Here is a 20,837-nt window from a genome sequence, read left to right as displayed (position 1 = left end):
GCGGCACCTAGCCAAAGGGTGAGGCTAATGCATTGGCGAGGCGAGGCCTCGAGCCAAGAGGCGTAAACGCGCGGGTCTAATCACAAGAGGGAGGATGCGGACATGCGCACCATCAAGGGAATTCTTCTCGCCACTTGCGCGCTGGGCGTGGCGGTTCCGGCATTTGCGCAGGATGCTGCGCAGGACGGCGCCAGTGCCGGCGGGCTCGAGGAAATCATCGTGACCGCGCGCAAGCGCGAGGAATCGGTGCAGACCGTGCCGGTGGCCGTCACCGCGATTTCCGAAAAGACCATCCAGCAGCGCGACATCACCTCGATCGAGAAGATCGCGGCGGCAACGCCGAACCTCAACGTCGGCCGTGCCTCGAACGGTTCGGGCGCGCAGTTGACCATGCGCGGCATCGGTTCGTCCTCGACCTCGATCGGCATCGAGCAGTCGGTCGCCGTGGTGGTTGACGGTGCCTATTACGGGCAGGGCCGCATCATTCAGGAAGGCTTCTTCGACCTGAAGCGCGTGGAAGTGCTGAAAGGTCCCCAGGCGCTGTTCTTCGGCAAGAACGCCACTGCCGGCGTGATCAGCCTGGCCACCAACGATCCCGGCCCGGGCCGCGAATTCATCGCCCGCGCCGGTTACGAGTTCCGTTCGCGCCAGTACCAGGGCGAGCTGATCGCCTCGATCCCGCTGAGCGATACGCTGGGCGTGCGCTTTGCCGCGCGCGGTTCGATCATGGATGGCGGCTATTATCGCAACGTCTCGGTCGACCGCACCTATACCACCGTCGACATCCGCAACCTGCTGGCGGGCGGCAGCGGCAATCCCATCGGCTCGGTGGCCAAGCCGGCTGCATCGCGCGCGCCGGGTGAGGACGAGTTCCTCGGCCGCGTGACGCTGAAGTACACCCCGACCGACCGTCTGACCATGACTCTCAAGGGTTCGTACAACTACAACCAGGTCAACAATTCCTCGTGGAACTACGTGGCCTACAACTGTGGCCTCGCCACGGGCGTGAGCCAGTTGACCGGGTATCGCTGCGGCACCGATTTCGTGACGCACCAGAACAACATGCCCGCCGACATTGCCAAGGACTTCCCCTTCGCGAAGGACAATGGCGAGCTTTACAACCGCTATCGCTCGTGGGCGATCAACGGCGCGGTTTCGTATGAGCTGGACAATGTCACGATCAGTTCGGTGACGAACTACAACACCAACAACAACCGCTGGACCTGTGCCTGCGATTTCCAGAGCAGCAACAACGGCACCTGGGCGACCGAGAACAGCACGTGGAAGGCGTTCAGCCAGGAACTGCGCGCGCAGACCTCGTTCGACGGGCCGATCAACCTGATGGTGGGCGGGCTGTACCAGAAGACCAAGCGCGACTTTGCGCAGTACGTGATGTTTGCCGGGCTGCGTGACGATACCGCCTCTGCCGCCAACCGCTTCGTGGCATCGTCGAAGACCAGCTTCACCGATGGCGAGACGGCGGCCCTGTTCGGGCAGGTGACGTGGAAGCTGATCGACACGCTCGAGCTGGCAGGTGGCGTGCGCTATACGCATGAAACCAAGGACAGCTTCTTCACGCAGCCCTACAACAACCTGGGCGTGCAGGGCATCTTCCGCGACCAGAACGATGCCGACGGCCTGGGCGAAGTGACCGCAAAGCAGGTCTTCGACGACTGGTCGCCGGAAGTGACGCTGACGTGGAAGCCGCAGGACGGCATCCTTGTCTATGGTGCCTACAAGACGGCCTACAAGTCGGGCGGATTCTCGAACGGCGGCATCAACTCGAAGTTCTCGTCCGATCCGCTGGCGGACCTGACCTTCAATCCGGAAAAGGCCCGTGGCTTCGAAGCCGGGATCAAGACGACGCTGGCCGACAACCAGCTGCGCCTGAACCTGGTGGCGTTCACGTATGCCTACAACGATCTGCAGGTCGACTTCTTCAACTCGCCGATCTTCGCCTTCCAGACGCTGACGGCGGATGCGCGGACCAAGGGCGTGGAGCTGGAATTCGAATATGCGCCGCGCAGCATCGACGGGCTGAACGTCCACGGTTCGATCAACTACACCAAGGCACGCTACACCGATTTCCCCTCGGCACCGTGCTATGCCGGGCAGACTCCGGCGCAGGGTTGCACGCTGGTGGGCGGGCTGGATGCGCGCCAGAACCTGAACGGGGCGCCGCTTTCGGTGGCACCGGAGTGGACCGGTGCGTTCGGCGTGGGTTACGAGACGGCAGCGGGCGAAGGCTACAAGGTCGGCCTCAACGTCGACACCCGCTATTCGTCGAGCTACCTCGCCTCGGGCTTCGGCAATCCGTTCTCGCGCCAGGGCAAGTATGCCGTGCTCGATGCGGGCATCCGCTTTGGCGCCGAGGACGACAACTGGCAGATCGCGGTGATCGGCAAGAACCTGACCAATCGCTTCTTCGTCAGCGGCGTGGTCGATGGTCCTTCGACCGGCGGCGGCACGGGCACGGCGGCGGGCGTCCGCGCCGACCAGCTCGGATTCGGCAACCTGCCGCGCACGGTGCAGGTCTCGGTGATCAAGCGCTTCTGATCGCATCAGGCGCACGTGGCCATGAGAGGGCGGGGCTTCGGCTCCGCCCTTTTCGTTTGCGGCAGGCATTGTTTCGACTATTATAGAAATATCGAATCGAAGGGGCGTGCGCGTGGAATCAGCAGCGGTCGTTCGCGCCCTTGGCGCGCTGGCGCAGGAGCATCGGCTGGCGGCGTTCCGGCTGCTGGTGCAGGCCGGGCCTGACGGGCTGGCCGCAGGCGCGCTGGCCGAAGCGCTGGACATTGCGCCGTCCTCGCTCAGCTTTCATATCGCCCAGCTCGCCAATGCCGGGCTGGTCGGGCAACGGCGGCAGGGCCGGTCGATCCTCTACTCCGCCGATTATGGGGCGATGGCCGCCGTCATGGGCTTTCTGACCGAGAACTGCTGTGGCGGCGCAGCCTGCGTGCCTGCCATCGATTGCCATCCTTCAAGCTCAACCGAAAAGGACGTCGCATGAAGCGCTTCCATGTTCACGTCGGCGTCGCCGACCTCGATGCCTCGATCGCTTTCTATTCCGGCCTGTTCGGCGCCGAGCCGACCGTGACCAAGGCCGATTACGCCAAGTGGATGCTGGAGGACCCGCGCATAAACTTTGCCATCTCGTGCAAGGACGGGGCGGCAAAGGGGATCGAACACATCGGCCTGCAAGTGGAAAGTGCCGGAGAGCTGGCCGAAGTCTATGGGCGGCTGGCCAATGCCAAGGGACCGGTCATCGCGGAAGGCGCGACGACCTGCTGCTACGCCAAGTCGGAGAAGAGCTGGATCGCCGATCCCGATGGCGTGATCTGGGAGGCTTTCCTGACCGAAGGTGAAAGCACGGTCTATGGCGAGAGCCCGGACTTTGCGCCGCTCGCTTCGGCCCATGCCTCGGACACGGCGTGCTGGGCCCCGAAGGTTGCCGCCCCGGCAGCGAAGGCGGGGTGCTGCTGATGAGCGATCGTCCGTTTTCGATACTGGTGCTGTGCACCGGCAATTCGGCGCGCTCGATTCTGGGGGAAGCGATGCTTGGCACCATGGGGGCGGGGCGGATCGTTTCTCACAGTGCCGGCAGCAAGCCCAAGGGCGTGCCGCATCCCGGCGCGCTGCGGCTGCTGGCGCGCAAGGGCATCGACGTGGCGCCGTTCCGGTCGAAAAGCTGGAACGAATTTACCGGGCCGGACGCGCCGCCGATTGATCTGGCCATCACGGTCTGCGGCAATGCCGCGGGTGAGGCTTGCCCGGTGTTCATGGGCGCGCCGCTGAAGGCGCACTGGGGCCTGCCCGATCCGGCTGACGTTAAGGGTGGCGAGGCGGAAGTGGACGCCGCGTTCGAGCAGACTTGGGCCTGGCTGGAAATGCGCGTGGCCGCGCTGCTGGCCCTGCCATTCGAAACGATGGAGCCAGCCGAATTGCTGGCTGACCTTGCCCGGATCGGGCAGATGGAAGGAGCTGCCTGATGGCGACGATTGCAGCAATGGCGCCTGAACGCCCGCGCCTGTCGTTCCTCGATCGCTGGCTTACGCTGTGGATCTTCGCCGCGATGGCGCTGGGCATTGCGCTGGGCAGTTTTGTGCCGGCGGTGCCGCAGGCGCTGGGGGCGATGACGGTCGGTTCGACCAGCATCCCGATTGCCATCGGCCTGATCCTGATGATGTTCCCGCCGCTGGCCAAGGTGCGCTACGAGGAACTGGGAGAGGTGTTCCGCGATCGCAGGATTCTGGCGGTTTCGTTGGGGCTGTGCTGGATCGTTGCGCCCGCGTTCATGTTCGCACTGGCCGCGCTGCTGCTGCCGAACGATCCCGAATACATGACCGGGCTGATCCTGATCGGCATTGCGCCGTGCATTGCCATGGTGCTGGTGTGGAACCAGCTGGCGGGGGGAAGCGCGGAGTACGTGACCGGGCTGGTCGCCTTCAATTCGCTGTTCCAGATCCTGTTCTATGTGCCCTATGCCTGGTTCTACCTGACGTTCCTGCCGCCGGTTTTCGGCCTGGAAGGGCAGGTGGTGGACATCGACTTCGCGATGATCGCCAAGGCTGTGGTGACCTACCTCGGCGTGCCGTTCCTTGCAGGCTTCGTGGTGCGCAAGGTGCTGGTCGGGGCGCGGGGGCGTGACTGGTACGAGGGGCATTTCGTGCCGGCGATCAGCCCGCTGACGCTGGCGGCGCTGCTGTTCACCATCGTGGCGATGTTCAGCCTCAAAGGCGGGGAGATCCTGGCGCTGCCGTTCGATGCGCTGAAGGTGGGGCTGCCGCTGGTGGTGTTCTTCGTGGTGATGTTCGTGGCCGCGTTTGCCGCGGGCCGGGCAATCGGTGCGGGTTACGAGCGCACGGCCTCGCTGGCATTCACGGCGGCTTCGAACAATTTCGAGCTGGCGATTGCCGTGGCGATTGCCGCGTTCGGCCTTGCCTCACCGGTGGCCTTTGCGGCCGTGATCGGGCCGCTGGTGGAGGTGCCGGTGCTGATCGCGCTGGTCAATCTGGCGCTGTGGTTCAAGGGTGCGTGGTTCCGCGCACCCTGAACCGCGCACCCTGAACCCGCTGCCGCTCAGCAGCCCTTGGGGGCGTGCTGGCGGTGGATGTTGCGGAACGAGCGGCTCTTGAACAGCCACTTGCCATCGATCTTGACGCAAGTGTCTTCATAGACGCCGCGATCGCGCATGGTGATGCCGTTCTGGTCATAGACCTCGGCGGTGTAGCTGCGCATCGTGGCGGTATCGCCGCTGACTTCGATCGACCCCGGCCAGGCTTCGAACATGATGCCGGGGTAGTTCTTCATCGCCTCGATCCACATCGCCTTGATCGCGGCGCGGCCCTTGGTCGTGCCGAGTTCGGGGTAATCGGGCAGCGACCATTCGGCATCCTCGGCCCAGGTCGCGGCCCAGTCATCGGCATCGACGCGGGTCACGGCGTCGGCATAGGTTTCGAGCAGTTCGCGGATGGCGAGGCGGTCTTCGGCGGGGCCGGTGAAGGGCATGGTGCTGTCTCTCCCGTTGGTTTGGTTGGGGAGAGACTAACGCGCCAGCGGGCAGGGTGAACCTGCGCTTTGAGCGAGTTCGGCCAGAGAATTCAGGCAGCGAGTTCAGATGACGACCGGGAGCTCGTCCATGCCGGGTGCCGCATCGGGAATGCACACTTCGATCTGCCCGCCTTCGACCCGGACGGGGAAGGTGCGCAGGTCCTTGTAGGCGCCGCCGATGCAGCGGCCCGTGGCCATTTCGAACCGCGCGCCGTGCAGCGGGCACATCACCGCGCCGCGCCGGATGCGGCCGGTGGAGATCAGCGCGGCCTGATGGGTGCAGCGATCGTTGACGGCGAACAGGCCCTCGTCGGTCTTCGCGACAAGGACGTGCCAGCCCGCGATCTTCGTGGCGACCTTGCCCTCGGCGGGGAATTCGGTTTCGGCAATCAGGCTGTGCCAGGTCTCGCTCAACGTCAGGTCCTCAAGTCATCCGGATGGTCTGGATCGGGTCAGTCCCCCGATAGTCCTCAGCCGCCTGCGCGACCATGGCGTAGAAATCAACCAGCGTTTTGGTGGGGGCATAAAGTTCGGTGAACAGGCCCATCGTCGCCGTGGTGTCGGCAAAGGCGAAGACGAAGCCGTCGGTCATCTCGGCGCGCAGGGCGCAGGCTGCGCCGCGCGCGGCAAAGCGGGCAAGCTCGGCATCAACATCGTCAACGAACACCGCGACGTGGTGCATGCCCCAGCGGCCCGAACCTTCCGGGTAGAGATCGCGGAAAGGGGAGGGGCCGGGATTGTTCTGGGCGACGAACTCGACCATCACATCGCCCCACTGGCCATAGGCAGAGCTGTGATCGAGCACGCGATCGACCCCGCGATGCACGGCACGGGCGAGGGGAATGTTGTCAGCCACGAAGAACGGGCCTGAGCCGAAGGCATCGTGATGGGCGCGCGCCGCGGCGCGGACGTCTTCCACGAAGAACGCCACCTGGCGGATCGGCAGCCCGCCCATCAGATCGAGGCGCCGCCATCGACGCGGAATTCGGCGCCGGTGGCAAAGGCGCTGGCATCGCTGGCGAGGAACACCGCCATTGCGGCGATCTCCTCCGGCTTGCCGAGGCGCTTGACCGGGTGGACATCGACGAAGCTCTGGTAAAGCGCGTTCGGATCGTCGGACTGGGCCAGCACCTTGTCGATGATCGGGGTGTGGATCGCGCCGGGGTGGATCGAGTTGCAGCGGATGCCATAGCCCTTTTCGGCAAAGTGCAGGGCGCAGGACTTGGTCATCAGCGTCACCGCCGCCTTGGCCGCGTTGTAGGCGACGAGGTTGGACGAGGCCTTCACGCCCGAAAGCGAGGACATGTTGATGATCGAGCCGCCATGGGCCTTCATCTTCGGCAGGACAGCCTGCGTGCCCATGAACACGCCAAGCACGTCGATATCCAGTTCGTGGCGGAACTGGTCGAGCGTGATCTCCTCGATCGAGCCGAGCGTGGTGATTCCGGCGTTGTTGACCAGCACGTCGATGCGATCGAACGGGGCGAGCGCTTGCGCCCACGAGGCTTCCTGCGTCACGTCGAGATGGACGAAACGCGCGCCGAGCTCGGCTGCGAGGGCTTCGCCACCGGCAACGTCGATGTCGGCGATGATGACCGACGCGCCTTCGTCGGCATAGGCGCGGGCGATGGCTTCGCCCAGGCCCGATGCGCCGCCGGTGACGAAGGCGATCTTTCCGGCGAGCGCGGCCATCAGATCAGCACAAGAGTCTTGCCGGTGGTCTTGCCGCTCATCAGTTCGATGAAGGCTTCCGGCAGCTTCTCGATGCCCGAACGCACGTTTTCGAGCGGCTTGAGCTTGCCCTCGGCGAAGAGGCGATCGAGCATGGCCTGCGCTTCGCCGAGGACTTCGGGGTGATCGTAGGTGATGAAGCCGCGCATGGTCAGGCGGTTGACCACCAGCTGCCACAAGTTGCGGTTGCCGTGGGGATTATCGGCATCGTTGTATTGCGCGATCATGCCGCAGACGGCGATGCGGCCGTGCAGGCGCATCAGCGGCAGGATGGCGTCGAGCGTTTCGCCGCCGACATTGTCGAAATAGACATCGACGCCGTCCGGCGCTGCGGCCTTGATCGCCTCGGCAAGATCGCCCGCCGCGCGGTAATCGATGGCAACGTCCGCGCCGAGGTCCTTGACGATCTGCGCCTTGGCCGGACCACCGGCAAGGCCGATCACGCGGCACCCTGCGGCCTTGGCAAGCTGGACCACGGTGCTGCCGGTGGCCCCGGCGGCGGCGCTGACCACCACGGTTTCGCCGGCCCTGGCCTTGCCGATCTCGAACAGGCCGACCCATGCCGTGAGGCCGACAGGACCCAGCGCGCCCATGTAATGCTGCAGCGGCACGCCGGGGGCCTGTTCAACCTTTTCGATGCCGAGCGCATCGGCGCCGACGACGTAGTATTCCGACCAGACCGCGAAAGTGCGCAGCAGGGTGCCGACCGGCCAGTCCGGGTTGTTCGATTCCACCACTTCGCCCAGCGACATGCCGTTGATCGGGGCGCCGAGCGCCACCGGCGGCAGGTAGCTGGGCCGATCATCGAGGAAGCCGCGGATCGCAGGATCGCACGAGCCGACGCGCATGCGCACGAGGATTTCCCCGGGGCCGGGCACGGGCCGATCGACCTCGACCAGCGCGAAGTCTTCGGGGACCGGGATACCGACGGGGCGGCGGGCGAGCGTGATCTGACGTGTCCTCTCCATGGACCGACCTTAGCGGCGCCGCGGGCAAACGCATCGCTAGCCATATCGCTAGGTTTCCGCAGAAGTCGGCATGGGTGATCTTCGCGGGCAGATCGAGAGGATAAGATCATGACGATGACTGCGCAGGAAATGATCCAGTTCGTTGACGACCTCTATGCCGCGACCGGCGTGGGCGATTGGGACAAGGCGGCGTCGATGCTGACCGACGATTTCATCGTGAGCGAGGCGCCGGGCCTGCCGATGGAAGGCATCTATCGCGGCAAGAACGCGCTCAAGGAGCTGTACATCAAGGTCATGGGGCTGGTGGATGTTGCTGGTCTTAACCGTGTCGAGACGACGGCGGGCAAGGATCACGCGGTGACGATCCTGTCCTTCCAGTTCGCCGATCCCTCGCTGCCGCCGGCGGAACTGTGCGAAATGTTCCGCTTCCGCGATGGAAAGTGCTGCGAAATCAAGCCCTTCTATTTCGACCACGCGGTGTTCCGGGCTGCGGCGGAGCTGAAGGCGAAGGGGGCTGCGGTCAGCTGAGTCGCTGACCCGACCTGTCCCTTGGTGCATAGACGGATTCCCATAATCCGCCATTTCCGACCATTTCAGTCCGGTTAACTAGCCTGCAGCCAGCACCGGAAAGGAATGGACATGGTCGTCGCACGGGATCTGCAGGAACGCATCGGCTTCTACGAACTGGGCAGGAACGAAGGCAGCTTCAACCGGCTGGCGCGCTTCGTGGCGCGCACGGTGGATGGCGGGCTGGAGAAGTTCTACGACAAGCTTGGCGGCACCCCGGCGCTGGGCAAGTTCTTCTCCTCGTCAGACCGGGTGCGCCATGCCCGCAATGCGCAAGCCGACCACTGGATCAAGGTGTTCGAGGACGGGCTTGACCAGGCCTATCACGAGCGCGCGCTGACCATCGGCAATACCCACGCCCGGATCGGGCTTGAGCCGAAGTGGTACATCGGCGGCTATGCGCTGATCCTCGAGCACATGATCGAGGCGATGGTGCTGCGCGGGGCAGGGCGGTTCTCCCCGGCGCGGCGGCGCATGGCGCAGGATCTGGTGGCACTGGTCAAGGTTTCCATGATCGACATGGACATCGCCCTTTCGACCTACTTCGAGATGGCCGAGAAGACCACGCGCGACATCGTGCTGGGCAAGATGGGCGTATCGCTGCGCGCACTGGCCGATGGGGACCTTTCGACCCGGATGAGCGACCTTCCGGAAAGCTTCCGCCAGGTCGAGGACGATTTCAACCGGGCGCTGGAGCGGCTTTCGTCCACCATTGGCCTCGTGGCTGACAGCAGCGACCACATTGCCACTTCGACCGACGAAATCCGCGCGGCGACCGAGAACCTGGCCTCGCGCACCGAACGGCAGGCCAACAACGTGCAGGATTGCGCGCGCGCCATCGACGAGCTGAGCGGGGGCCTCAACAAGACCTCACGGTCGATGGCCGACCTCAGGGTATCGGCGCGCGAGACCGAGAGCGAGGCGACGCAGGGCCGCGAGGCGGTGCGCGAGGCGATCAGCGCGATGGACGATGCCCAGCAGAGCGCGCAGGAGGTGGTCCAGATTGCCGAGATCATCGACGGCATCGCCTTCCAGACCAACCTGCTGGCGCTGAACGCGGGCGTCGAGGCGGCGCGCGTGGGCGAAATGGGGCGCGGCTTTGCGGTCGTCGCCAACGAGGTGCGGGCGCTGGCGCAGCGCTCGTCCGAAGCGGCGGACAACATCAAGAAGCTGCTTTCGGCAAGCCGGGAGCAGGTGGATCGCGGCGCCGAACTGGTCAAGGGCACGGGCGGGATGCTCAACGCGATCATCGGCAAGGTAACCGAGATCAGCACGGGCGTGGTCGAAGCCGCGCAACTGACCGAGGAGCAGGCCGCCTATGCCCTGAAGGTCAACCAGGCGATCACCGAGATCGACCTTGCCACGCAGCAGAACGCGGCCATGGTGGAGCAGAGCGCTGCGGCAACGCGCAGCATGGCCACGACATCGGGCCGGCTTGCCACGGCAGTGGCGGTGTTCTCGGGGCACAACAGCCAGCCGGTGCGCGAACTGCGGCGGGTAGCCTAGCGAACCTGGCGGAGCGTTTCGAGAACGGCGCGGTAGGCGTCTTCGCCGATGGCGTCGGTGAGCAGGGCCTCGCCTTCGTGCGAGGCGGCGTGGATGCGGGGCATGATCGACAGGCCGTGGCCCGACAGGAACATGCCGATGGTCTTGCCCCTGCCGGGCCGGCGTTCAAGCAAGCCGCGATCGACAAGCCGCGAAACCATCGTCGCGATGTTGGAGCGCTGGATCTTGAGCATCTTGCCGATGGCGCTTTGCGTGATGCCGGGGTTTGCCTCGATGACCAGCAGGACCGCGGCATCGGGATGGCGCAAGCCGAGATCGCCATAGGAGGCGTTGACGGCGCGCAGGGCCAGATTTGCTGTCCGCACTAAGTGGAAGCCCAGCATGGGATCGAGCGGATGTTTCATGCCTTGTGCCTATCATCGCCGAGGCGGATTTGCATCACCAACCCGTCACATCAATTCTACCAAAAGTTGCTATTGACCATAACATGAAATCGGGCATACTCCCGATATCGCCGATGCTTTGACCGAAAGGCCGCGATCCGAAAAAATCGGAGCGTGCCGACAGGTGAAAAGCCTCAAGGTCTTAACCGGGCACGGCGTGGGAGGAGAGGATGATGAAACTGCTTCGCGCGGGCGCGAGCCTGCTTGCCCTGTCTTTGACCGGAACCGCCCTGGCGCAGGACGCCACCGAGGAAACGGCGCCGACCGTCGGCGAAATCGTCGTCACCGCGCAGTTCCGCGCCCAGAACCTTCAGGATACGCCGCTGGCGATCACGGCTGTCAGCGGCGAGCTGCTGCAGCAGCGCGGGCAGACGAACGTTTCGGAAATCGCGGCGCAGGCGCCCAACGTCACGCTCAAGCCGCAGGGCCAGGAACTCGGCCCCGGCATCATCGCCTTCATCCGCGGCGTCGGCCAGACCGACCCGAACTTCGCGCTCGAGCCGGGCGTGGGCATGTACATCGATGACGTGTACCTGCCGACGCTGACCGGTTCACTGCTGGACCTGACCGACCTTGATCGCGTGGAAGTGCTGCGCGGGCCGCAGGGCACGCTGGCCGGGCGCAACTCGCTGGGCGGTTCGATCAAGCTCTATTCGAAGAAGCCGGAAGGCAGCAACAGCGGTTCGATGGAGGCGACCTACGGGCGCTACAACCGCATCGACGTGCGCGGTCTGTTCGACCTCAAGCTGTCGGAAAACCTGTTCATGCGCGTGGCCGGCGTGACCAAGAACATCGACGGTTACGTCAAGCGGCTCGACTACAACCTGACCCATCCGGGCACGAACGTCCCGACCTTTGCCAAGGGCGCCAACCCGGTGCTGGGCAATGTCGGCGGCACGTCGTCGGTGGCGGGCAAGGTCTCGCTGCGCTGGCAGCCGACCGAGACGGTGGATATCAACCTTTCGGGCGACTACACGCGCGAGCGCAACGAGCCGGGCGCAAACGTGCTGCTCTATGCCAATACCTCGGCAGTGTTCGATGGCCCCAATGCGACCTTTACCGGTGGCCGCCCGTTCCTGCAGGGCACCAACGGGGCCGGCATTCCGCTCAACTGCATGTTCGTGCCCAACGGGGTGAACAGCTGCGACACGATTTCCGGATACGATCGCCGCTATATCTCCTATGCGACGTATGCCGATCCGGCGCGGCCCGACAGCCAGATGCCCTACAAGCCGACGTTCACCGATCCCCATTCGGATCTGGACAACTACGGCGCGGCGCTGACCATCGACGTTGACGTTTCGGACCAGCTCAAGCTCAAGTCGATCACGTCATGGCGCCAGTACACCGCGGACTGGTCCTACGATTCCGACGGTTCGCCGATTGCCAACAACAACCTCAACCAGACGCAGAAGAACCGCCAGTGGAGCCAGGAGCTGCGCCTGTCGGGCAAGGTGCTTGACGACAAGCTCGACTTCACCGTGGGCGGTTTCTACTTTGACACGCGCGGCACCTTCACGGGTCGCATCAACCTGAACTATGCCGGGATCGACTTCCGCCACGGACCCGATCCGACGCCGGCCAAGAACAAGGCGATCTTCGCCAACTTCACCTATGCGCTGAGCGATGCTGCGAACCTGACCGGCGGCATCCGCCAGTCATGGGACGAGAAGGATTATGGCTACGTCCGCAAGAATCCGGACGGAACCAACATCCAGGGCCCGTGCAACTTCTTCCTGGGCGCGCCCACTGCCGGCCCGACCGGGATCGGCAACCAGCCCAACTGCCTGCTCTTCGGGCTTGACGGATTGACCGCGAAGTTCCGCGACAACCGCGTCGACTGGCGCGTGGCTGCGGACTATCGCTTCAGCCCCGAGTTCCTGTTCTACGCACAGGTATCGACCGGCTATCGCGCCGGCGGCGTCAACCCGCGTCCGTTCTTCCCGAGCCAGGCGACCGCGTTCCGGCCCGAGACGATCACCGCCTATGAAGCCGGGTTCAAGTCCGACCTGTTCGATCGCAAGCTGCGCCTCAACGTCTCGGCGTTCTTCAACGATTACAAGAACATCATCCTGTCGAGCGTGAACTGCCTCGACCTTGCCACGGCGGGTCCGGGGGGATCATCGCAGGCAACGCCGTGCCTGCGGCCTTCGAACGTCGGGTCCGCCCACGTGAAGGGCTTTGAAGTGGAGACGCTGATCCGGCCGATCGACAACTTCACGGTCGACGGTTCGCTCAGCTACCTCGATTTCCAGTACAAGAAGGTCGACACGCTCTCCACCGGCGTGACGCTGAACGACGTGACGCCCTATACGCCGAAGTGGAAGGCGGCGATCGGCGTGCAGTATGACATACCCGACGTGCTCAAGGGCATGGTCACGGTGCGCCTCGATGGTGCCTATCAATCGAAGATCTACACCGAAGCCGCCAATATCGACAGCCTGGCGGTGAGCAGCACGGTGCCGGCCAACAGCCCGGTCACGCCTTCTCCGTTCAGCAATGCCGGCGGCGGCGGGCCGATCACCACGCTGCGCCTGTCCAACCGGATCGACGGCTATTTCCTCGCCAATGCCCGGCTCGGCTGGCAATCGGATGCCAAGGACTGGGGCATCACGCTGGAAGTGCAGAACCTGACCAACAAGTACTACTTCCTGACGCTGCTGCAGGAAGCGTTCGGTGCCGGCACGGCATCGGGACAGCCGGGCCGTCCGCGGACCTGGTCGGTTTCGGTCCGCCGTTCGTTCTGAGGGGGGCGGCAGGGAGGCTGGCCGACACAGGCCAAGCCTCCCTCGCCTGCACATCTGTCAGGCAGGCGTCCTCACCACGCATCTGAAGCCGATGTGGGTGGTGGCGGTGTCGATCATTTCGGGGTGGCGTGCGGCCGGGCGATAGCGCTGGCAGTAGTTGGCGGCGCAGAGGTGCGAGCCACCCTTGATGACCTTGCGGCCGATGCGCACGCCGGGCTGGGCGGGGTCGAAGCTGTCCTTGAGCTTGCCGCCACGCGGATTGCCGATGGCGCAGCAGGCGGACTTCTTGCCGCCTTTCAACGGCTTGTCGGTCCACCAGTCGCTGGTCCATTCCCAGGTGTTGCCGATCATGTCGTAAAGGCCGTAGCCGTTGGGCGCGAAGGTGCGCACGGGCGAGGTGCGCTCCCAGCCATCGAGCAACTGGTTGGCGAAAGGGAACAGGCCCTGCCAGTAGTTGGCCATCATCCGCCCATCGGGCGCCAGTTCATCGCCCCAGGCGTAGTCCGCGCCTTCCAGACCGCCACGCGCGGCAAATTCGAACTCGGCCTCGGTCGGCAGGTCCTTGCCGGCCCACTTGGCGTAGGCTTGCGCATCGGCATAGGCGACGTGGACGACGGGATGGTCCTCGATCCCCGCGATCGAGCTGTCGGCCCCGAGGGGGTGCTTCCAGCATGCGCCGAAAGTGAAGTGCCACCAGTTGGCAGCATCGGCCATGTCCACCGGGCCTGAAGTCTTGTGGAAGACGAGCGATCCGGCGCGGGCCATTTCAGGCGGCATGCCGGGATAGTCCTTGGGATCGGGCGCGATCTCGGCGACGGTGACATATCCGGTGGCGGCGACGAACTCGGCGAACTGCGCGTTGGTTACAGGCGTCTCGTCAATGTGGAAGCTGTCCACCTTCGCCCGGCGCAAGGGGGCTTCTTCGGGGTAGAAGCTTTCCGACCCCATGGTGAAAGTCCCGCCCTCGATCAGGCGCATGCCGGGGTACTCTTTGTTCATCCTGAATGTCTTAGTCAAAACGCGGGGAGATGGACAGGCCATCTCCCCAGGCTATCTGGCGCGGTGATCTTCAGTTCCTGCCCTTTGCCGCGGAGGGCAGGCTCTTCATGCCATGCTCGACGCTGTTGGTGCCCTGGCCGACGATGGGGGAGGGGATGAAGTTCTCGCCCCGGTCATGCGCGGCCTGCTTGAAGCGGCTGTCGTTGACGATGGGGTCGAGCCGGTCCTCGCGGTTGGGTTCCACAAGCCATGCGTCGGGGAAGGGCGCAGCACCTGTGCCGTTGCGATTGCGCCGCACCGCGCCGATCGACTGGCGCTGGGTATAGGGGATGACATGCTTGCCTTCAGTATTGGCGAGCTGATCGTAGAGCGCCTTGCGCAGTGCGATCTTGGCATCGAGGTACTTGGAGTCCTCGGCAAGGTTGTGCATCTCTTCCGGGTCAGCGGCGACATCGTAGAGTTCGTCGATATCGTAGACGCCGTAATACTGAATGTATTTCAGATTGCCGCGCTGGATCGCGAACGTGCCCGGGGTCTGCGGGAAGGTCCATTCCCAGTAATACTCGTAGGTGAAGTCGGGCGCCTGCCAGTCCTTTGCCGCGACCTTGCCGGTGATCAGCGGCCACGCGCTCTTGCCTTCGAACTGCGCGGGCTTTGGCGCGCCGGCAAGATCGAGGAAGGTCGGCGCGAAATCGAGGTTGCGGATGGCGCCGGTGTTGACGACGCCCGCCGGAACGGTGCCCGGCTCGTACATCACCAGCGGCACCTTGACCGAAGCCTCATAGGCGTTGCGCTTGTCGATCAGGCCGTGTTCGCCCACCTGGAAGCCGTTGTCCGAGGTGAACACGACCAGCGTGTCCTTCTCGAGGCCCGCCTTCTTAAGGTACTGCATGATCCGGCCGACACTGTCGTCCACCGCCGACAGCGTGGCGTAGTAGTACTTGAGGTACTCGGTCATCGGCATGTCGGAATTGTAGTAGAAGTCGATGCCGTGCCAGGTGTTGCGCTGGTCATAGACCCAGCGTGGCTTGCCCTTGTAGTTCTCGGGCGTGTTGGCGGCGCTGGCGGGCAGCCTGAACTGGAAGTTGTCGTACTGGTGCGCGTAGCGCGGCGGCGGCAGCGGATCGGAATGCACCGCCTTGTGGCTGAAATAGAGGAAGAACGGCTTCTTGGGGTCGCGCTCTTTCGTCAGCCAGTCCATCGCATAGTCGGTCAGTTCGTCGGTGATGTAGCCCTTCTGCGGCACTTGCCTACCATCGACGTTGTACTTGTGGACCACGCCCTTGGCGAACTGCGCATCGGGGATGCCGGTGTTGGGGTAATAATTGCCCTGCCCGCTGAAGCTCAGCCACTTGTCGAAGCCGGGGCGCGGCGAGGCGGTGTCGTTGCCCATGTGCCACTTGCCGAAGAACGCGGTCTGGTAGCCCTGGCCCTGGAGGTACTTGGGGAAGAAGGTCAGGCCTTCCTCGGACGAGTTGTTGTTGTCGACCACGCCGTGGTTGCGCGCGGTCATCCCGGTGAGGATCGTGGCGCGGCTCGGGCTGCACAGCGACGAGGTGACGCGGGTGTTGGGAAAATAGCTGCCGCCTGCTGCGAGGCGGTCGATGTTCGGCGTCTTGATGCCCGGTTGCAGGAAGCCGAGGCCATCGAAGCGCAGGTCGTCAACAAGGATGAAGATGACGTTTCGGGGGCGCTGCTGTTGGGCAGGAGATGGGTCCACCGCAGCTTTCGTTGCAGGCGCAGGCTCGGCCAAGGCAGCCGGACAGCCGGAAGAAATGGCCACGATCGCTGCAGCCGCGCCCAGAATGCGCTTCTGAAATTGCCTTGCGCGGGTCATGATACCTTGTCCTCTACCGATCAGCCTTGGTGCGTTCAGCAGCGGGGATGATCTGCCTGAGCGGCGCTGTCAAACCCAAAAAGGATAGCGCTAGTATTTTTGGTGGCGTCTGGTGTTTTGCCGTGCGGCGTCAGACCTGCGGTCCATTTACCTGAGGTGTCGGGTGAACATGCCTTCGGCCGGGTCATCAAGGCAGATCAGTTCGCCGCCGCCCGTCGAACCCCGAATGACGGTGTGAAAGGGGAATTCGCCTTCTGCCGTGGGTCTGCCAAGGGCCGCATCTACCGCAGCAGCCACGATTTCCTCGACCGGCTGGTGCACGGTCGTCAGTGCGGGATAGGATAGCCTGCTGTCTGCAGAGTTGTCGAACCCGGCGATCGCGAGGTCGTGGGGAATGCGGTAGCCAAGGTCCTGCGCCTTGGCCATTGCGCCCAGCGCGGTCAGGTCGTTGCCGGCGAAAATGGCGGTCGGTCGATCAGCCAGCGCGAGCAGTGCCTGCGCTGCCACGGCTCCGGACGGGAAGCTGAAATTGGTGCGGACAATCAGCCGTTCGTCGACCGGAATGCCAGCGCTGGAAAGTGCGTCAAGATAGCCCAGTCGGCGGTCGTCGGCAGGAAGGTGTTCGTCCGGCGGCGCAAGCATCGCGATCCGCCTGTGGCCCTGTGCGATCAGGTGCGAGGTCATCTCGCAGGCCGCAGCCCTGCCCGGCACCGGAATGCGGATGCCCGGCCCTTCCGTATTTGCCGCGATGCGCGCAAAGGGCACCTGAAGGTTGTGCAGCTTTTCCAGCAGCAGGGGATTGTTGGAGAAGGGCGGGGCGACGACGATGGCATCCGGATTGCAGGACAGCCGCAATACCGCTGCGCTGGCGAGGTTGCTGTCGAAGTCGCTGTCGAAATCGAGCGTCTCGATGATGGCATGGTAGCCGCGCCGGGCGCAGGCCTTGCTCATCGCGAGCATGGTGCGGGAGTAATAGCTGCCATCCGCATAAGGCATGAGCAGCGCCACGATGTAGGATTTGCCGCTTGCCAGCTGCCGCGCGGCCAGCGCCGGTCGGTAGTCCAGGGCCTCCATCGCCTCGGTGATGCGCTGCTTCAGGCGTGGACGCACCGTGTCGGCGCCGTTCAGCACCTTGGACACTGTCTTGATGGATACGCCCGCTTTGGCGGCGACATCGGCGATGGTGGACATGGCCGCTAGTCCGTCACATTTCCGCAGCCTGTCAAGCTTTGCCGATTGGTGGGGTCAGTTGTCCCAGTCCGCGAGGGTTTCGCCGGTTGTTGCGTTTTCCAGGACGATCCTGCCGAATTCGACCGCGAGTGCGCAGATGGGCGGCTGGCTCGGCACCTTGTTCGTGCAATGCACCGGCTGGCCATCGGCGTAGCCGGTGATCCGTCCAGCGATCCTGACCTGAAAGGCGCGGGGTGCCGCCTCTTCGTCCTTGGGCAGCTTTGCCGTGTAGGCATAGGGGCGCCTGGCCCTGAGCAGCGTGCGGGGGGCGTCGGACGAGAAGTACTGCACCAGTGCCAGTGTGCGCTCCGGTCCGGCCTCGACCGGGGCAGTGGCCTTGTCCTTGGCCGTGCTGGCCTCATCCGCAGTGTCTGGCGCGTCGGTGACCTTCGCGGTTTGCGGGCACTTTTCCGAGCGCGTCCATGGTCGTTCGATCCAGAATCCCTCGGCCGTTTCGAAGGTCTGGCCATTGGCCAGCGCTGTGAAGAGGGGCTCTGCCGCCCAGTTCTGCCGGTTGAAGGTGACCCGCAGGACGCGCGATGACGGGTCAAGCCGCCACGAACCCCACGCACCGGTTGTGCCGTCCGCGCAGGCGATCGGCATGGTCAGTTCGAAGCTTCGGTTTGCCAGTTCAAGGTTCGATTGCGGCAGGGGATTGCCGGCGGCGACCTCGTCTGCCGCTGCTGCAACGGCGGCGAGGATTTCTGCACGGCCCACTGTGGAAAGCGCCTTGGGCGCGGGCGTCGGCAAAGCCTTGATGGCGGCATCGGGCGCAGAGGATGCCTGCGGTTGCGGATCGGATTGCTGGCACCCGGCGAGGGCGAACAGGGTGGTGGCGAACAGGGCTGGCGGCATCAGCGTCAGGCCCAACGACTGATTGGCCGACCATTCCGTACTGCGCCATGCCCTTATCATCGCCAAGACCTAGCACCGATTGTCGGCAAGGTCATCTATCTGTAAGACCTCGTTATCATGACGATCGAGCAAATTCTGACCCTTGTGGTCCTCGTCAGTGTCGTCATCGCGCTGATTGCCGATCGGATGCGGGCCGATGTCATCGCGCTGAGCGGTGCTGCCATCCTGCTGGTGACAGGCGCCGTGCGCCCCAGCGAGGTTCAGGGCGCCTTTGCCAGCCCCGCCATTCTCACGCTCGCATCGCTGTTCGTGATTGCCTATGCGATGGAGCTTTCGGGGCTGCTCGACAAGGCCATCGAGAAAGCCGTGGTGCTTTGCCGCAGGACCGGGGCGGCGGGCTTGTGGGGGCTTATCGGCATGTCCGGCTTCGGCTCGGCCTTCCTCAACAACACGCCGATCGTGGTGGTTGCGGCGCCCGTCATCAGGGACGTGGCAAGATCCATCGGGCTCGATCCGCGACGCTTCCTGATGCCGCTGTCCTATGTTGCCGTGCTTGGCGGCAGTTGCACGCTGATCGGCACTTCCACCAACCTGCTGGTCGACGACATGGCGCGCTCGTCCGGACAGGCGCCGTTCGGCATATTCGAGATCACCCCGGTCGGGCTGGCCATGGCGGTGGTGGGCGGCCTTTATCTTGTGCTGTTTACCGGCAGGCTGGTCAAAGGGGCGCCTGCGCCTGTCGAGGAGCCTGACAAGACCGCGTCCCGGGCCGATGTCGAACGCCATTCCGTCAGCCACGTGGATGTTGCAGGAGACTCCTTGGAGGACACCAAGGTCTATGCCGAGGTCCGTGAATTCCGGCCGAGGATGGCGCTCATTTCCGTGGCAGTGTTCATTGGCGTGATTGCCGTGGCGGCGATCAACCTCGTGCCGATTGCCGCAGCGGCCTTTGCCGGCGCGGTCCTGCTCATAGTGCTGCGCGTAATTTCACCCGATCAGGCCTATGCCGGATTGCGGCCGGAAATCCTGCTGCTGATCGCAGGGATGGTGGTGATCGGCATTGCCATGGAACAGACCGGCCTTGCCGCCGAAGTAACGCAGTGGATGATCGGTTCGGTCAACGGGGTAGGCCCGCTGACGGCGCTGATCCTGCTGTACGGTGCGACGCTGCTGCTGACCGAACTTCTGTCGAATGCGACTGTTGCGGTCCTGCTGACGCCGGTGGCAGTGGCACTGGCCGAGAGCCTTGCGGTCAGCCCGCGCCCGTTTCTGGTGACGATCATGATGGCGGCAAGCGCCGCTTTCGCCACGCCCTTCGGCTATCAGACCAACGTCCTCGTCTACCAGATGGGTGGCTACCGCTACATGGATTTCGTGAAGGTGGGCCTGCCGCTCAACCTGCTGACCTGGGCTGTGGCGGTCATGGCGATACACCACTACTTCCCGTTCTGACCGCTTTCGGGCCGGGTCTTGCCTCGGCCAGCAAGAGCTGTGCCTCACGCTGGATTGCCAGCGCGATCTCGTGGAAGCTTTCGGTGTAAACCGACCCAGCCCGCCATACCGCGGCGATCGAACGCTTTGCGGCCCAGTCCTTGATGGCCAGCGGCGTCACCACGTTGCGCCCGCCGACTTCGGAGCGCAGGTAGAGTTCGGGCAGGACGGCCAGGCCAAGCCCCGAAGCGCACATCTGGCACAAGCTGTCGAGGCTTGTCCCTTCGTAGTCGGTCAGCAGGGTTAGCCCCAGATCCTCGCAGATTTCCTGGGTTTGCTGGTGAAAGGGATAGCGCGGATCGATGCCCAGCGCCTCGCTGCCCGCAAGATCGGCCCTGATCACGGACCTTCTTCCCGATAGGGGGTGTTCGGGCGGGGCAACCACCTGAAGTCGCTCCTCGAACAGCTTCTCGACGTGCAAGTCGGCACCGGCAGCCGGGATCGGGGTCAGCATGATATCCAGCGCACCGTGCCGAAGTTCGAGCAGGTGTTCGCTGGGAACGCCCTCGCGGATGTGAAGTCTTACTTGCGGCATCTGCTGCTTCAGCACGCCAATGATGCCGGGCAGGAGATAGGGGCCGATGGTCGGCGAAACGCCGAGGCTGATGGTGCCGATCAGCTTGCCAGCGCTTCTGCGGGCGCAGTCTTCAAGGTCGGTCATGTCGAGAAGAAGCCTGCGTGCGCGGGCGACGATTTCCCGGCCGACCGGCGTCAGGCGCACCGGAGTGACTCCGCGTTCGACCAGGGCAACGCCGAGATGCTCTTCCATCTTCTGCACCTGAAGGCTCAGCGTGGGTTGCGAGACGTGGAGGTTGGCCGCTGCCCTTCGGAAGTGCTGATAATCAGCGATTGCAACGAGATACTGCAATTGGCGGAAAGAGAGCATGAGACAGCCTGATTGTTAAAACTT

20 protein-coding genes are annotated in these 20,837 nt (G+C 64.2%); 9 read left to right on the top strand and 11 right to left on the bottom strand.

The annotated features are described in order from the left end of the window. Positions 1 to 102 precede the first annotated feature (102 nt). The 5 genes from HGI46_RS14280 (at position 103) to arsB (ending at position 5,056) form a co-directional block, all read left to right on the top strand. Positions 103 to 2,556 carry a TonB-dependent receptor gene (locus HGI46_RS14280; protein ID WP_168904772.1) on the top strand — a complete coding sequence of 818 codons (2,454 nt, stop codon included), beginning with the start codon at positions 103 to 105 and terminating at the stop codon, positions 2,554 to 2,556. 112 nt (positions 2,557 to 2,668) lie between these two features. Further along, complete coding sequence (locus HGI46_RS14275; RefSeq protein ID WP_118075066.1) at positions 2,669 to 3,013, top strand: metalloregulator ArsR/SmtB family transcription factor; 345 nt, start codon at positions 2,669 to 2,671, stop codon at positions 3,011 to 3,013. Further along, on the top strand, positions 3,010 to 3,486 hold the full coding sequence (locus HGI46_RS14270) for an ArsI/CadI family heavy metal resistance metalloenzyme (RefSeq protein WP_168904771.1): 477 nt from the start codon (positions 3,010 to 3,012) through the stop codon (positions 3,484 to 3,486). Before HGI46_RS14275 ends, HGI46_RS14270 begins: the two co-directional genes overlap by 4 nt. Next, entirely contained in the window at positions 3,486 to 3,992 is a 507-nt protein-coding gene (locus tag HGI46_RS14265; RefSeq protein ID WP_206065743.1) for an arsenate reductase ArsC, read from the top strand. Before HGI46_RS14270 ends, HGI46_RS14265 begins: the two co-directional genes overlap by 1 nt. Beyond that, entirely contained in the window at positions 3,992 to 5,056 is a 1,065-nt protein-coding gene (arsB, locus tag HGI46_RS14260) for an ACR3 family arsenite efflux transporter (RefSeq protein ID WP_206065742.1), read from the top strand. The genes HGI46_RS14265 and arsB overlap by 1 nt, the downstream gene beginning before the upstream one ends. 26 nt (positions 5,057 to 5,082) lie before the next feature. On the opposite strand, the gene HGI46_RS14255 is transcribed toward arsB, so the two are convergent. The 5 genes from HGI46_RS14255 to HGI46_RS14235 form a co-directional block, all read right to left on the bottom strand. After that, on the bottom strand, positions 5,083 to 5,511 hold the full coding sequence (locus tag HGI46_RS14255; RefSeq protein WP_168904770.1) for a nuclear transport factor 2 family protein: 429 nt from the start codon (positions 5,509 to 5,511) through the stop codon (positions 5,083 to 5,085). 105 nt (positions 5,512 to 5,616) lie between these two features. Beyond that, positions 5,617 to 5,967: a Rieske (2Fe-2S) protein gene (locus HGI46_RS14250; RefSeq protein WP_168904769.1), complete on the bottom strand. Its 351-nt coding sequence runs from the start codon at positions 5,965 to 5,967 to the stop codon at positions 5,617 to 5,619. Between the two features lie 10 nt (positions 5,968 to 5,977). Continuing rightward, entirely contained in the window at positions 5,978 to 6,508 is a 531-nt protein-coding gene (locus HGI46_RS14245) for a VOC family protein (RefSeq protein ID WP_168904768.1), read from the bottom strand. Next, positions 6,508 to 7,245: a glucose 1-dehydrogenase gene (locus HGI46_RS14240; RefSeq protein ID WP_168904767.1), complete on the bottom strand. Its 738-nt coding sequence runs from the start codon at positions 7,243 to 7,245 to the stop codon at positions 6,508 to 6,510. Before HGI46_RS14240 ends, HGI46_RS14245 begins: the two co-directional genes overlap by 1 nt. Then, positions 7,245 to 8,252, bottom strand: coding sequence for an NADP-dependent oxidoreductase (locus tag HGI46_RS14235; protein ID WP_168904766.1), 1,008 nt, complete (start codon positions 8,250 to 8,252; stop codon positions 7,245 to 7,247). Before HGI46_RS14235 ends, HGI46_RS14240 begins: the two co-directional genes overlap by 1 nt. Positions 8,253 to 8,360: 108 nt before the next feature. On the opposite strand from HGI46_RS14235, the gene HGI46_RS14230 reads away from it, so the two are divergent. Both HGI46_RS14230 and HGI46_RS14225 read left to right on the top strand, forming a co-directional pair. Next, complete coding sequence (locus HGI46_RS14230; RefSeq protein ID WP_118075060.1) at positions 8,361 to 8,780, top strand: nuclear transport factor 2 family protein; 420 nt, start codon at positions 8,361 to 8,363, stop codon at positions 8,778 to 8,780. A gap of 111 nt (positions 8,781 to 8,891) precedes the next feature. Beyond that, on the top strand, positions 8,892 to 10,325 hold the full coding sequence (locus tag HGI46_RS14225) for a methyl-accepting chemotaxis protein (RefSeq protein WP_168904765.1): 1,434 nt from the start codon (positions 8,892 to 8,894) through the stop codon (positions 10,323 to 10,325). On the opposite strand, the gene HGI46_RS14220 is transcribed toward HGI46_RS14225, so the two are convergent. Continuing rightward, entirely contained in the window at positions 10,322 to 10,729 is a 408-nt protein-coding gene (locus tag HGI46_RS14220; protein WP_168904764.1) for a MarR family winged helix-turn-helix transcriptional regulator, read from the bottom strand. The two genes, HGI46_RS14225 and HGI46_RS14220, sit on opposite strands and share 4 nt — an antisense overlap. 212 nt (positions 10,730 to 10,941) lie before the next feature. Between HGI46_RS14220 and HGI46_RS14215 the strand changes: the two genes are divergently transcribed. Continuing rightward, complete coding sequence (locus tag HGI46_RS14215) at positions 10,942 to 13,515, top strand: TonB-dependent receptor (protein WP_240946783.1); 2,574 nt, start codon at positions 10,942 to 10,944, stop codon at positions 13,513 to 13,515. A 57-nt stretch (positions 13,516 to 13,572) separates the two neighbouring features. Here the strand turns inward: HGI46_RS14215 and HGI46_RS14210 are convergent, their stop codons facing one another. The 4 genes from HGI46_RS14210 to HGI46_RS14195 form a co-directional block, all read right to left on the bottom strand. Then, positions 13,573 to 14,514 carry a formylglycine-generating enzyme family protein gene (locus tag HGI46_RS14210; protein WP_240946782.1) on the bottom strand — a complete coding sequence of 314 codons (942 nt, stop codon included), beginning with the start codon at positions 14,512 to 14,514 and terminating at the stop codon, positions 13,573 to 13,575. Positions 14,515 to 14,584: 70 nt separating this feature from the next. Further along, entirely contained in the window at positions 14,585 to 16,351 is a 1,767-nt protein-coding gene (locus HGI46_RS14205) for a sulfatase (protein ID WP_168904762.1), read from the bottom strand. Between the two features lie 147 nt (positions 16,352 to 16,498). Further along, entirely contained in the window at positions 16,499 to 17,542 is a 1,044-nt protein-coding gene (locus HGI46_RS14200) for a LacI family DNA-binding transcriptional regulator (protein WP_168904761.1), read from the bottom strand. Between the two features lie 54 nt (positions 17,543 to 17,596). After that, positions 17,597 to 18,496, bottom strand: a complete 900-nt coding sequence (locus tag HGI46_RS14195; RefSeq protein ID WP_168904760.1) for a hypothetical protein — start codon at positions 18,494 to 18,496, stop codon at positions 17,597 to 17,599. Between the two features lie 57 nt (positions 18,497 to 18,553). On the opposite strand from HGI46_RS14195, the gene HGI46_RS14190 reads away from it, so the two are divergent. After that, positions 18,554 to 19,888 (top strand): SLC13 family permease, encoded by a 1,335-nt coding sequence (locus tag HGI46_RS14190; protein ID WP_168904759.1) that lies wholly within the window; start codon positions 18,554 to 18,556, stop codon positions 19,886 to 19,888. Here the strand turns inward: HGI46_RS14190 and HGI46_RS14185 are convergent. After that, positions 19,857 to 20,813, bottom strand: a complete 957-nt coding sequence (locus HGI46_RS14185) for a hydrogen peroxide-inducible genes activator (protein WP_118075051.1) — start codon at positions 20,811 to 20,813, stop codon at positions 19,857 to 19,859. The two genes, HGI46_RS14190 and HGI46_RS14185, sit on opposite strands and share 32 nt — an antisense overlap. Positions 20,814 to 20,837 lie beyond the last annotated feature (24 nt).

This window comes from Novosphingobium sp. ERW19 (assembly GCF_012641315.1).
Taxonomy (GTDB): domain Bacteria; phylum Pseudomonadota; class Alphaproteobacteria; order Sphingomonadales; family Sphingomonadaceae; genus Novosphingobium.
This window is presented reverse-complemented; position numbering and strand designations above follow the sequence as displayed.